The organism is Pseudomonas sp. BF-R-30, from assembly GCF_019956175.1.
Lineage (GTDB): Bacteria > Pseudomonadota > Gammaproteobacteria > Pseudomonadales > Pseudomonadaceae > Aquipseudomonas > Aquipseudomonas jessenii.
Genome location: NZ_JAHBDE010000040.1, coordinates 12,631 through 25,455, shown reverse-complemented (window position 1 = coordinate 25,455; position 12,825 = coordinate 12,631). Strand labels below are relative to the sequence as shown.

Here is a 12,825-nt window from a genome sequence, read left to right as displayed (position 1 = left end):
TCGCGAGCAAGCTCGCTCCCACATGGAAAGCGTGCTTCTCACATCCTGCCTACATCCAGCCATACTCCGCCATCGACAACGGGTCGCCATCGCCGATGATGAAATGGTCGAGCACCCGCACGTCAATCAACTCCAGCGCCTTTTGCAGGCGCTTGGTCAGCACCCGGTCAGACTGACTTGGGTCGGTGTTGCCCGAAGGATGGTTGTGACAGAGGATCAATGCCGCTGCGTTGTTGGCCAGGGCGCGCTTGACCACCTCTCGCGGATGAACGCTGGTGTTGTCGATGGAGCCGCGGAACAGCGTCTCGAACGCCAGTACCTGATGCCTGGAATCGAGAAACAGGCAACCAAACACCTCGTGTGGCTCGTGGCGCAGCATCGATTTCAGATACTCGCGAACCGCGTGCGGGCTCTCCAGTGCCGATTTATGGCGCGCACGCTCGGCCAGATGACGCCTGCTCATTTCTTGCGCAGCCTGTAACTGCGCAAATTTCGCCGGCCCAAGTCCCAACTGCTTGCTGAACGCTTCCTGATCGGCTTCAAGCAACAAACGCAGGCTGCCAAACTGATTCAACAGGTGTCGCGCCAGATCTACCGCACTTTTACCCACCACGCCGGTGCGTAAAAAGATCGCCAGCAATTCGGCATCCGAAAGGCTTCCCGCGCCCCGCTCAAGCAACCTCTCCCGCGGCCGTTCCGCCGCCGGCCAATCACGAATACTCATAGCACCGCCCTGTCTGTGGGCACCGCTGTTCCGTAGCGGTCGCTGTGATATCGTAGCCCATCTTTTTTGCGGGCGAATTCACCCTGGGGAGGGGGTTTCGCCACGTATGTCACCAACGAATTGAAAGGCAGGCCTATGCAGCGGCTGTATCGGAAACGCATTGTTCTGGGCGTCGGCGGCGGTATCGCTGCCTACAAGAGCGCCGACCTGGTTCGCCGCCTGATCGATCAGGGCGCCGAAGTGCGCGTGGTCATGACCCGTGGCGGCGCAGAGTTCATCACCCCGTTGACCATGCAGGCCCTGTCCGGACACCCGGTCCACCTGGACCTGCTGGACCCGGCGGCCGAGGCGGCCATGGGCCATATCGAACTGGCCAAATGGGCCGATCTGGTGCTGATCGCCCCCGCCACGGCGGACCTGATCGCCCGCCTGGCCCAAGGCATCGCCGACGATCTGCTGACCACGCTGGTGCTGGCCACCGACGCAGTGGTCGCCGTCGCGCCGGCAATGAACCAGGCGATGTGGCGCGATCCGGCGACCCAGGCCAACCTGCAAACCCTCGAAAGCCGCGACATCAAGGTTTTCGGCCCAGCCTCCGGCAGCCAGGCCTGCGGCGACGTCGGCTTGGGACGCATGCTCGAAGCCCTTGAACTGGCCCAGTGCGCCGCCGACTGCTTCCAGCGTCAGGCATTGACCGGCAAACACGTGCTGATTACGGCCGGCCCGACCCAGGAAAACATCGACCCGGTGCGCTACATCACCAACCACAGCTCCGGAAAAATGGGCTTTGCCCTGGCCGAAGCCGCTGTGGAGGCTGGTGCCCGCGTAACCCTGATCACCGGCCCCGTGCACCTGCCGACTCCGGATCGCGTCAACCGTATCGACGTGGTCAGCGCCCGCGACATGCTGGCCGCGTGTGAAGCGGCGATCCCTTGCGACCTGTTCATCGCCTCGGCAGCGGTCGCTGATTACCGTCCGGAAGTCGTCGCCCCACAGAAACTCAAGAAAGATCCTACGAACGGCGACGGCTTGTTGCTACAGATGGTGCGTAACCCGGACATCCTGGCCACCATCGCCACCCGCCCCGACCGCCCGTTCAGTGTCGGTTTCGCTGCCGAGACCGAACACCTGCTCGATTACGCTGCACGCAAGTTGAAAGACAAGAACCTCGATCTGATCGTCGCCAACGACGTCGCCAACCCGAGCATTGGCTTCAACAGCGAAGAAAACGCCTGCAGCGTCATCGACCGCGAGCTTCACGCCACACTTTTCGCCCAGACCAGCAAGAGCAAGATTGCTCGCCAGCTGATCACTTTTATCGCCGAACGTCTGAACCAGGTTTAATTTACATGCACGCTTTGCAAGCCAAGATCCTCGACCCCCGCATCGGTACCGAATTCCCGCTGCCGCAATACGCCACACCGGGCTCCGCCGGCCTCGACCTGCGCGCCATGCTGGAACAGGACACCGTGATCAAGCCGGGTGAAACCGTGCTGATCCCCACCGGCCTGTCGGTCTATATCGGCGACCCGAACCTGGCGGCGCTGATTCTGCCGCGCTCGGGGATGGGCCATAAGCACGGCATCGTGCTGGGCAACCTGGTGGGGCTGATCGACTCCGACTACCAAGGCCCATTGATGGTTTCCTGCTGGAACCGTGGTCAGACCGAGTTCACCATGCCGGTTGGCGAGCGCCTGGCGCAACTGGTGCTGGTACCGGTGGTGCAGGCTCACTTCGAGATGGTTGAAGAGTTTGTTGAAACCGAGCGCGGCACCGGCGGCTTCGGCCATACCGGCACCCGCTGATCCGGCCTTGCTCTTCTTGTGGCGGGGGGATCTGGCTCCCTCGCCACAAAATTCAAATTGTCATCTGCAAGGTTTAGCTCCGAAAATCAAGGCATTGCCCGGTCAAACCCTTGTCGTCAGGGGCGTCATGGCCCTTTCACACCACGAACTCTCTGTGGAAAACGCCGTCATACCTTTCAGTTTGAACCTGCCACCGAATGAATCGGCGGCCTGTCCAGCCACTTTCGAGATGGAGCATTTCCACAGATGAACACCCCGGCCAAAATCGCACCCAAGTTCCCTGACAGCATCTTCCGCGCCTACGACATCCGCGGCACCGTCCCGGAATTCCTGAACGCCGAAACCGCTTACTGGATCGGCCGCGCCGTCGGCTCCCAAAGCCTGGCCCAGGGCGAGCCAAACGTGTCCGTCGGCCGCGATGGCCGTTTGTCCGGCCCGGAGCTGGTCGCGCAACTGATCAAAGGCATCGCCGACAGCGGCTGCCACGTCAGTGATGTCGGCCTGGTCCCGACTCCGGCGCTTTACTACGCCGCCAACGTACTGGCCGGCAAATCCGGCGTGATGCTCACCGGCAGCCACAACCCGTCGAACTACAACGGTTTCAAGATCGTCATCGCCGGTGACACCCTGGCCAACGAACAGATCCAGGCCCTGCACGACCGCCTCAAGACCAACAACCTGAGCAGCGGCCAGGGCAGCATCACCCAGGTCGAGATCCTCGACCGCTACACCACCGAAATCGTCCAGGACATCAAGCTGGCCCGTCGCCTGAAAGTGGTCGTCGATTGCGGTAACGGCGCGGCCGGTGTGATCGCTCCGCAACTGATCGAAGCGCTGAACTGCGAAGTCATCCCGCTGTTCTGCGAAGTGGACGGCAACTTCCCGAACCACCACCCGGACCCGGGCAAGCCTGAAAACCTCGTGGACCTGATCGCCAAGGTCAAGGAAACCAACGCTGACATCGGCCTGGCCTTCGACGGCGATGGCGACCGCGTCGGCGTGGTGACCAACACCGGCAGCATCGTCTACCCAGACCGGTTGCTGATGCTGTTCGCCCGCGACGTTGTGGCGCGCAACCCGGGCGCCGAAATCATCTTCGACGTCAAATGCACCCGCCGCCTGATTCCGCTGATCAAGGAATACGGTGGCCGGTCGTTAATGTGGAAGACCGGTCACTCGTTGATCAAAAAGAAAATGAAACAATCCGGCGCCCTGCTAGCTGGCGAAATGAGCGGGCACATCTTCTTCAAGGAGCGCTGGTTCGGTTTCGACGACGGCATTTACAGCGCCGCGCGGTTGCTGGAGATCCTCAGCAAGGAAAAATCCTCGGCCGAAGAGTTGTTCGCGACCTTCCCGAACGATATTTCTACGCCGGAAATCAATATCCATGTGACCGAAGAGAGCAAATTCAGCATCATTGATGCATTGCACGATGCGCAGTGGGGCGAAGGCGCCGACCTGACCACCATTGACGGCGTGCGAGTCGACTATGCCAAAGGCTGGGGCCTGGTACGCGCATCCAACACCACACCGGTGCTGGTGCTGCGTTTCGAGGCCGATGACGAGGCTGAATTGCAGCGCATCAAGGACGTTTTCCACGCCCAGTTGAAGCGTGTTGCACCTGATCTCCAACTACCGTTCTGATTCACCCGGAGCCCTGAATGACCCTCGAACGCGAAGCCGCCGCCAACACCGCCAAGGTCCTGTCCGAAGCGCTGCCTTACATCCGCCGTTATGTCGGCAAGACACTGGTGATCAAATACGGCGGCAACGCGATGGAAAGCGAGGAGCTGAAAACCGGCTTCGCCCGCGACATCGTGCTGATGAAGGCCGTGGGCATCAACCCGGTGGTGGTTCACGGTGGCGGCCCGCAAATCGGTGACCTGCTCAAGCGCCTGTCGATCGAGAGCCATTTCGTCGACGGCATGCGCGTCACCGACGCCGCGACCATGGACGTGGTTGAAATGGTCCTCGGCGGCCAGGTCAACAAGGACATCGTCAACCTGATCAACCGTCATGGCGGCAGCGCCATCGGCCTGACCGGTAAAGACGCCGAGCTGATTCGCGCGAAGAAGCTCACCGTTACCCGTCAGACGCCGGAAATGACCACCCCGGAAATCATCGACATCGGCCACGTGGGCGAAGTAGTCGGCATCAATACCGACCTGCTGAACCTGTTGGTCAAGGGCGATTTCATCCCGGTGATCGCGCCCATCGGCGTCGGCGCCAACGGCGAGTCGTACAACATCAACGCTGACCTGGTGGCCGGTAAAGTCGCCGAGGCATTGAAAGCCGAGAAGTTGATGCTGCTGACCAACATCGCCGGCCTGATGGACAAGTCGGGCACGGTCCTGACCGGCCTGACAACCCAGCAAGTCGACGACCTGATCGCCGATGGCACCATCTATGGCGGCATGCTGCCGAAGATCCGTTGCGCACTGGAAGCGGTCCAGGGCGGCGTGGGCAGCTCGCTGATCATCGACGGTCGCGTGCCGAACGCGATCCTGCTGGAAATTTTCACCGATACCGGCGTGGGCACCCTGATCAGCAATCGCAAGCGTCACTGATTCAAGAACGTCATAAAGATCGCAACCTTCAGCGGCACCTACGGAAGTATGAATTTTCCGTAGGTGCTGACGAAGTCTGCGATCTTTTTTATGCGTGCAGGAAATGCCTCACTTCAGATAACGAAACGTCCGACATCATTAAGGAATCAATCTGCATAGGATTTTCCCTGCATCCACAGGAGATCTACCCATGCAAAAAGACCATGTTCCATACGGCAGTGACATTTCAGCAGGCACCTACGCCTGCGTAGACTGCGGATTTGAGTATTCAGGCCCGTCGCAAACATCAATGCCACCCTGCCCTGATTTCAAAAAGACCCCTCACACGCGCAAAGCCTGGAAAGTATTGACCGGCCAGGGCGACGCCCCGAATGACCCGTATCCGGAAAAAACCGACAAATCCGTCGAGAACAAAAAGGCCGAGACAACCAGCCCTGCGAGCAAAAAATAGCCACGGAGGCACTGAGCCATGCAGATCTCGTTCACTATCGACGCCCAGGCTTTCGAGCAGGAGCAGAAGGAACCGGTCAAGAAAACCCTGAAGATTTCCGACACGGAAATTGCTCATGCCTTACAGCGTATAGCCAAGGCGAGCCTGACTGAATACTTGAAAATGCTGGTTGAGGGCGGCATGCCGAGCCGGGCCGATGAAGCAAAACAGGACCGTTTGCTGTATCTGATTCAAAGCTACTTCGGGCAGACCCTGCCAACCGAATCGCAGATATCGACGATTTTCCAGCTGACTCAGAGCCAAAGCAAAACCTTGCTGAAAAACACGGTTTCACGCTTCCGCAATCAATTGGACGAGATCCTGCAGCACAGCATGCGAGCCGTGATCGAGTCTGCGGAGCACGCGCAGACCGTGTATCTGGTGGTGATCAGCTCGGACGTCATCCGCGATGAACTGAACATGCTGATCACCCAGAACGAGCCGACTTTCAAACCCATCATCAAACGCAAAGGCAGTGCCGGGCAGTTCGAAATCAGCGAGGATTCCCACGCGCTGCTGTGCCGGACACTGGGCCTGAATGCCGTTCAGTGACATCGTCGCGGTCAGTGGTTTGCTGCTGACCCTGACCACCTTCATGTTCAACCTGGCATGGCCAAAATTGCATGAAGCGTTGGAACTGGATGAAAAACAACCAGGCCCACTGGCCAGAAAACGTAGCCGAGAGAAGGTTTCAGGCGTTCTGCTCGGTTGCGCCCTGCCCCTGACCTGCGCCTTCACAGCACTTTTTTACGTCAACCTGCCGGCCGCCGCTCGAATCATGCGTGGCAGCAGACTGGATCTGTGGGATTTCGATGTGGACCGCACGCTTTACGTTCTAGTCGTCGTGGCACTGCTGGTGTTCGCGCTATTCAATCTGGGATTGGCACTAAAACTGATAGGAAAATGGCGAAGACTGCACTGACAGCACAAACAAAAAGACCGTTGTAGGAGCGAGCACGCTCGCGAAAAACGTCAACGATAACGCGGGGGTGCCTGACAACCCGCGTTGTTGGGACGTCCATCGCGAGCAGGCTCGCTCCTACAGGGTCGGCGTATTAAACGCCGAACTGGGCGCGGTAGGCTTCCACAGCTGGCAGATGCTGCTTGAGCTGCGGATCGTCCGCCAGGAATTCCAGCACCTGGTTCAGCGAAACGATGCTGATGACCGGGATGCCGAAGTCACGCTCGACTTCCTGGATCGCCGACAACTCACCGTTGCCACGCTCCTGACGGTTCAGGGCGATCAGCACGCCAGCGGCCTTGGCGCCGTCCTGGGAGGCGATGATCTGCATCACTTCACGGATGGCGGTGCCGGCGGTGATCACGTCGTCGATGATCAGCACTTCACCGGTCAGCGGTGCGCCAACCAGGCTGCCGCCTTCGCCGTGGGCCTTGGCTTCCTTGCGGTTGAAGCACCATGGCAGGTCACGGTTGTGATGCTCGGCCAGGGCCACGGCGGTAGTCGCCGCCAGCGGGATGCCTTTGTAGGCAGGGCCAAACAGCACGTCGAACGAAATGCCGCTCTCGGCAATGGCGGCGGCGTAGAAACGACCCAGCTGCGCCAGGGCCGAACCCGAGTTGAACAGGCCGGCATTGAAGAAGTAAGGACTGGTGCGCCCGGACTTCAGGGTGAACTCACCGAAGCGCAAAACGCCGCGATCGATGGCAAAACGGATGAAATCGCGCTGATACGCTTGCATGAAAAAACCCCAAATACCACGGATTTAGCTAATTAGCTTGACGCCGTGTATCATACACGCACGCGATTTTTGGGGCCATTTATGCGGATCATCAGTGTGAACGTCAATGGTATTCAGGCTGCAGTCGAGCGTGGTTTGCTCAGTTGGCTGCAAGCACAGAATGCCGACGTCATCTGCCTGCAGGACACCCGTGCCTCCGCCTTTGAACTGGATGACCCAGCCTTCCAACTGGATGGCTACTTCCTTTATGCCTGCGATGCTGAAGTCCCCGCCCAAGGTGGCGTGGCTTTGTATTCGCGGCTGCAACCGAAGGCTGTCATCAGCGGTCTCGGTTTCGAGACGGCCGACCGCTACGGGCGCTACCTGCAAGCAGATTTCGACAAAGTCAGTATTGCCACCTTGCTGCTTCCTTCGGGGATGAACGGCGATGAGGATTTGAACCAGAAGTTCAAGCTCATGGACGACTTCGGCAAGTACCTGGACAAGCAGCGGCGCAAACGCCGCGAGTACATTTATTGTGGCTCGCTGTACGTGGCGCAGCAGAAGCTCGACATCAAGAACTGGCGCGACAGCCAGCAATCTCCGGGCTTCCTGGCACCTGAACGTGCCTGGATGGACGAGATTGTCGGCAACATGGGTTATGTCGACGCCCTGCGGGAAGTCAGCCGGGAAGGCGACCAGTACAGCTGGTGGCCGGACAACGAACAGGCGGAGATGCTCAACCTCGGTTGGCGCTTCGACTATCAACTGCTGACCCCGGGCCTGCGCCGCTTCGTACGCAGCGCACGCCTGCCACGCCAGCCGCGGTTCTCGCAACACGCGCCGCTGATCGTGGACTACGACTGGACGCTGACGATCTAAGTGATTTTTCACTGAGCAGTATGACGGATGGTCGAAAAAATGCCCGTATCGCAAGATACGGGCATTTTTTTATGCACTCTATCCAGAGGTTCCCATCGACCAGAACTTCAAGCCGCGGCGAAAAACGGCAGAGCGAGATACAACTTGATCACAATGACATTAATGATGTCGATGAAGAAAGCGCCCACCATGGGCACCACCAGGAACGCTATCTGCGAAGGCCCGTAGCGCTGCGTCACCGCTTGCATGTTAGCGATGGCAGTTGGCGTGGCCCCCAGTCCAAAACCGCAGTGTCCTGCCGCCAGTACAGCCGCATCGTAGTTACTACCCATGACCCTGAACGTCACGAAAATCGCAAACAGTGCCATGACCAGCGTTTGCGCCGCAAGGATGATGAAGATCGGCAAAGCCAATGCGGCCAGATCCCAGAGTTTGAGTGACATGAGAGCAATTGCCAGAAACAGCGACAAGCTGACATTCCCAAGCACGGAGACTTCACGCTCAAACACTTGATACAAGCCAAGCGCTGAAAGCCCGTTTCGCAAAAGTACACCCACGAACAAGACACAAACGAACGTCGGCAACTCGAATGCGCTTCCGTGGAGCATCTCGTTCAGAAGAGTACCTGCCAGCAGGCTGACGGCGATCAGCGCGAGCGTCTCGATAAACGAAAAGGGTGTGATCGAGCGCTCTTTGTTTGGCTGTTCAAAGCCTTTTGGCACCCGTGGTTTTTCTTGATCAACGCAGCCGGGTACTTGTACGCGCTTGATGAGGTGGCGAGCAACTGGCCCACCGATCAATCCGCCCAGCACCAATCCAAACGTCGCAGAGGCCATCGCAAGCTCGGAGGCAGATGCCAGACCGTACTTCTCACTGAACGTAGCCCCCCATGCAGCACCCGTACCGTGGCCGCCGGCCAACGTAACCGAGCCTGTCAGCAGGCCCATCAAGGGATCGAGCCCCAAGAGACTCGCAAGACCGATACCCATGGCATTCTGGACCAGTAAAAGCCCGGTGACCGCCAGTATGAAAACACCCACCACCCGCCCGCCCTTCTTCAGGCTGGCGAAATCTGCACTCAAGCCAATGGTGGCGAAAAACGCCAACATCAAGGGTGTCTGCAACGAAGTGTCGAACCGGACCTCAGCATCAAAGCCGCGCAAAACCAGGAGAACCAAGGCAACCACCAGGCCACCTGCTACAGGTTCGGGGATATTGTAGGCGCGTAAAAAACCGACACGCGTGACAAGTCCGCGCCCCAGCAAAAGTACTAAAGAGGCCGCTACTAATGTTCCATAAAAATCGAGCTGAAGCATTCTGGATATTCTTGCTTATATATTCAGGGGCGAACTTTTTACCTGGACACGCCTCTTGAACAGGTTGATGGATCTCAACACTGATTGGTATTAGATTCAGGAGCCGTCAATGGTCTGAATATATCGAAATATTTCTTGATAAATATTGCTTGGGCCAACCTTATCAACCGCCAAGTCCAATTGCCAAGCCTACAAGCGGCACTGAGCTTTGCAGTTTGTGTCTAAACGTGTAAAAAATATTATGCGCACGAATTAACTTAGTTTGAATAGCGAGCAACAAAACACGCAATAATAGAGATTAATCTGATTGCAAAAAAACAAATGCCCCGACATGTCGGGGCATTTGTTTTGAATTGCGCTGAAGTGTGCGTCAAACAACAGCAGTGTCTTGGCTTACTTGATCAACCGCCATGTGAACGGATACCGATAAGGCTGCCCTTCATTGGCCTTCACCCCGGCAATGATCGTTAGCACCAGCGCACCGATCGCGATCAGGCCAAACAGGAAGAACCCGATAATCACCAGCATCAGCAAGAAGCAGATAGCCGAGGCGATCGCCACCGTTATCTGAAAGTTCAGCGCTTCCTTGCCCTGGGCATCGATGAACGGGTCCATCTCGCGCTTGATCTGCCAGAGAATCAGCGGGCCGATGATCGTACCGAACGGAATCCAGATCCCCAGCAAGGCGGACAAGTGGCAAAACATGGCCCACTGACGCGCCTCTTGGCTCGGCGTGGGCAGCGGCAGTTGCTCGTCACTCATGGTGTCCTCCTTGTCTGGAGCAGCCCGGTCAGTCGGCCAGGGCGGCCTTTTGCAGTTCGAAGATCTCGTTCATGCCTTTCTTGGCCAGTTCGAGCATGGCGTTCAGCTCTTCAGGCTGGAACGGCGCGCCTTCGGCAGTGCCCTGGACTTCGATGAAGCCGCCAGCGCTGGTCATTACCACGTTCAGGTCAGTCTCGGCGGCCGAGTCTTCCAGGTAATCGAGGTCGAGCACCGGTTCACCCTTGTACATGCCCACGGAAACAGCGGCGATCATCTGTTTGACCGGGTCGCCGCCCTTCAGGCCGCCACGCTTCTTGATGACTTTCAAGGCATCGATCAGCGCCACCATGGAGCCGGTGATCGAAGCCGTGCGGGTGCCGCCATCAGCCTGGATCACATCGCAGTCGACGTACAGGGTGATGTCGCCCAGTTTGGACATGTCCAGCGCAGCGCGCAGGGAGCGACCGATCAGACGCTGGATTTCCAAGGTGCGGCCGCCTTGCTTGCCACGGCTGGCTTCACGCTGGTTACGCTCGCCGGTAGCACGCGGCAGCATGCCGTACTCGGCAGTCAACCAACCCTGGCCCTGGCCTTTCAGGAAACGCGGTACGCCCGGTTCAACGCTGACGGTGCAGATGACCTTGGTATCACCGAACTCGACCAGCACAGAACCCTCGGCGTGTTTGGTGTAGTTGCGGGTGATGCGGATCGAGCGGAGCTGATCGGCAGCGCGACCACTTGGACGTATCATAGGGAGTACCTGTACTGGGGACGGAAAACTGCGGAGCATTATAGAGCCGACGGCCGCCACTGGGCACTTCTAAAAAAATCCGCCGACGACCGAGGGCTCTGTACCGCGCGCCGCTGCAGGCCTGCCGCTCTTTGTCACACTGTGTGTTTGGGCGCATCCGCGCCACTGCGCTACAATCCTGCGCCTTTGCTGCCAGTCGGCTTTAATTCATTGATATCGGATTCCCGGAACCTTGGTTCTGTGCCGATCTGCCTTGCGAGGTACCTCCATGGTGCACAGCATGACCGCCTTCGCCCGCGTCGAAAAAGCCGGCGTCCAGGGCACCCTGAGCTGGGAACTGCGCTCGGTCAACAGCCGCTACCTGGAACCCCACCTGCGCCTGCCGGAGTCCTTTCGCGACCTCGAGGGCGCTGTTCGTGAAGCCCTGCGCCAGGGTGTATCGCGGGGCAAGCTTGAATGCACCCTGCGCTTCACCGAAGAAAACACCGGCAAGGCGCTGCAAATCGATCAGGAGCGCGCCGCGCAACTGGTCGCCGCCGCCGAGACCATCGCCAGCCTGATCAAGAATCCGGCAGCGCTGAACCCGCTGGAGGTCCTTGCCTGGCCCGGCGTACTGGTAGGCGACGCCACCGACCCGCAAGCCTTGAACGCCGAAGCGCTGGCACTGTTCAATCAGGGCCTCAAGGAGCTGAAGGCCGGCCGCGAGCGCGAAGGCGCGGAGCTGGCGCGGCTGATCAACGAGCGCCTGAGCGCCATCGAAGAAGACGTGGTGACCTTGCGCGAACTGGTCCCGCAAATGCTCGCCACCCAGCGCCAGAAAGTCCTCGACCGTTTCGCCGACATGAAGGCCGAGATGGATCCGCAGCGCCTGGAGCAGGAAATGGTCATGCTCGCGCAAAAAAGTGACGTCGCCGAAGAACTGGATCGCCTGAGCACTCACATCATCGAAGTTCGCCGGGTGCTCAAATCCGGCGGTGCCGCCGGTCGGCGCCTGGACTTCCTGATGCAGGAACTCAACCGCGAAGCCAATACACTGGGCTCCAAAGCCTTCGACCCGCGCAGCACCCAGGCTGCGGTCAACCTCAAGGTGTTGATCGAGCAGATGCGCGAACAAGTGCAGAATATTGAGTAAGGCTACCCCGACATGACACACAGCACCGGCACCCTGTACATCATTTCCGCTCCTTCGGGCGCGGGCAAGAGCAGTCTGGTCAAGGCTTTGACCGACGCAAATCCGGAGATCCGCGTCTCGGTCTCCCACACCACCCGCGCCATGCGCCCCGGTGAAGTGAATGGCGTGAACTATCACTTCGTCGACCGCAGCGAGTTCGTGAAGATGATCGAGCACGGGGACTTCCTCGAGCGCGCCGAAGTGTTCGGCAACCTCTACGGCACCTCGCAAAGCCACCTGCAGCAAACCCTGGACGAAGGCCACGACCTGATTCTGGAAATCGACTGGCAAGGTGCCGAGCAAGTGCGCAAGCTGATGCCTCAGGCCCGCTCGATCTTCATTCTGCCGCCGTCATTGCAGGCCCTGCACCAGCGCCTGACCAATCGCGGCCAGGACAGTGACGAAGTCATCGACGGCCGGATGCGCGAAGCCGTCAGCGAAATGAGCCACTACGTCGACTACGACTACCTGATCATCAACGACGATTTCGCCCACGCGCTGCACGATCTGAAGGCGATTTTCCGCGCCAATCAGCTGATTCAAAAGCGTCAGCAACAGCGTCACGGCAAATTGCTGGCTGAATTGCTCGGTTAATCAGCTCTTCCCAAAACCGCTGCAAGGGCTTTACATTGGTACTTGCAGCGCGTTGAAGGGCTTGGTCAAAAAATCAGCGCTTCC

The 12,825-nt window shown here is 58.8% G+C and carries 14 protein-coding genes and 1 pseudogene; 10 read left to right on the top strand and 5 right to left on the bottom strand.

The features are described 5' to 3' along the window. Positions 1-49: 49 nt before the first annotated feature. Entirely contained in the window at positions 50-724 is a 675-nt protein-coding gene (gene radC / locus KGB20_RS19995; protein WP_057712747.1) for a RadC family protein, read from the bottom strand. A gap of 135 nt (positions 725-859) precedes the next feature. Between radC and coaBC the strand changes: the two genes are divergently transcribed. The 7 genes and pseudogenes from coaBC (at position 860) to KGB20_RS19960 (ending at position 6,508) form a co-directional block, all read left to right on the top strand. Next, complete coding sequence (coaBC, locus tag KGB20_RS19990; protein WP_090452162.1) at positions 860-2,068, top strand: bifunctional phosphopantothenoylcysteine decarboxylase/phosphopantothenate--cysteine ligase CoaBC; 1,209 nt, start codon at positions 860-862, stop codon at positions 2,066-2,068. Between the two features lie 5 nt (positions 2,069-2,073). Further along, positions 2,074-2,529 carry a dUTP diphosphatase gene (gene dut / locus KGB20_RS19985; RefSeq protein WP_007975171.1) on the top strand — a complete coding sequence of 152 codons (456 nt, stop codon included), beginning with the start codon at positions 2,074-2,076 and terminating at the stop codon, positions 2,527-2,529. Between the two features lie 267 nt (positions 2,530-2,796). Continuing rightward, positions 2,797-4,173: pseudogene (locus KGB20_RS19980) on the top strand (phosphomannomutase/phosphoglucomutase); the annotation flags it as partial. A gap of 17 nt (positions 4,174-4,190) precedes the next feature. Next, positions 4,191-5,096 carry an acetylglutamate kinase gene (gene argB, locus KGB20_RS19975; protein ID WP_053163877.1) on the top strand — a complete coding sequence of 302 codons (906 nt, stop codon included), beginning with the start codon at positions 4,191-4,193 and terminating at the stop codon, positions 5,094-5,096. A gap of 190 nt (positions 5,097-5,286) precedes the next feature. Beyond that, positions 5,287-5,547: a hypothetical protein gene (locus KGB20_RS19970; RefSeq protein WP_057712744.1), complete on the top strand. Its 261-nt coding sequence runs from the start codon at positions 5,287-5,289 to the stop codon at positions 5,545-5,547. 18 nt (positions 5,548-5,565) lie between these two features. Continuing rightward, positions 5,566-6,138 carry a hypothetical protein gene (locus KGB20_RS19965; RefSeq protein WP_057712743.1) on the top strand — a complete coding sequence of 191 codons (573 nt, stop codon included), beginning with the start codon at positions 5,566-5,568 and terminating at the stop codon, positions 6,136-6,138. Further along, a complete protein-coding gene (locus KGB20_RS19960; RefSeq protein WP_150812730.1) occupies positions 6,125-6,508 on the top strand; it encodes a hypothetical protein in 384 nt (127 codons plus the stop codon). The genes KGB20_RS19965 and KGB20_RS19960 overlap by 14 nt, the downstream gene beginning before the upstream one ends. Before the next feature lie 133 nt (positions 6,509-6,641). Here KGB20_RS19960 and pyrE read toward each other — a convergent pair whose 3' ends face one another. Further along, on the bottom strand, positions 6,642-7,286 hold the full coding sequence (gene pyrE, locus KGB20_RS19955) for an orotate phosphoribosyltransferase (RefSeq protein WP_034147724.1): 645 nt from the start codon (positions 7,284-7,286) through the stop codon (positions 6,642-6,644). An 81-nt stretch (positions 7,287-7,367) separates the two neighbouring features. Between pyrE and KGB20_RS19950 the strand changes: the two genes are divergently transcribed. Continuing rightward, positions 7,368-8,147: an exodeoxyribonuclease III gene (locus KGB20_RS19950; RefSeq protein ID WP_003229491.1), complete on the top strand. Its 780-nt coding sequence runs from the start codon at positions 7,368-7,370 to the stop codon at positions 8,145-8,147. 107 nt (positions 8,148-8,254) lie between these two features. Here KGB20_RS19950 and gltS read toward each other — a convergent pair whose 3' ends face one another. From gltS to rph, 3 genes are all read right to left on the bottom strand, one after another. Continuing rightward, complete coding sequence (gene gltS / locus KGB20_RS19945) at positions 8,255-9,463, bottom strand: sodium/glutamate symporter (RefSeq protein ID WP_150812729.1); 1,209 nt, start codon at positions 9,461-9,463, stop codon at positions 8,255-8,257. A 393-nt stretch (positions 9,464-9,856) separates the two neighbouring features. Next, positions 9,857-10,225, bottom strand: a complete 369-nt coding sequence (locus KGB20_RS19940) for a DUF4870 domain-containing protein (protein ID WP_057712740.1) — start codon at positions 10,223-10,225, stop codon at positions 9,857-9,859. Between the two features lie 28 nt (positions 10,226-10,253). Continuing rightward, positions 10,254-10,976 carry a ribonuclease PH gene (rph, locus tag KGB20_RS19935; protein WP_057395880.1) on the bottom strand — a complete coding sequence of 241 codons (723 nt, stop codon included), beginning with the start codon at positions 10,974-10,976 and terminating at the stop codon, positions 10,254-10,256. A 268-nt stretch (positions 10,977-11,244) separates the two neighbouring features. Between rph and KGB20_RS19930 the strand changes: the two genes are divergently transcribed. Together KGB20_RS19930 and gmk are read left to right on the top strand one after the other, a co-directional pair. Then, positions 11,245-12,108: a YicC/YloC family endoribonuclease gene (locus KGB20_RS19930; RefSeq protein WP_057712739.1), complete on the top strand. Its 864-nt coding sequence runs from the start codon at positions 11,245-11,247 to the stop codon at positions 12,106-12,108. 12 nt (positions 12,109-12,120) lie between these two features. Then, positions 12,121-12,741 carry a guanylate kinase gene (gene gmk, locus KGB20_RS19925; protein WP_046038947.1) on the top strand — a complete coding sequence of 207 codons (621 nt, stop codon included), beginning with the start codon at positions 12,121-12,123 and terminating at the stop codon, positions 12,739-12,741. Positions 12,742-12,825: the final 84 nt, after the last annotated feature.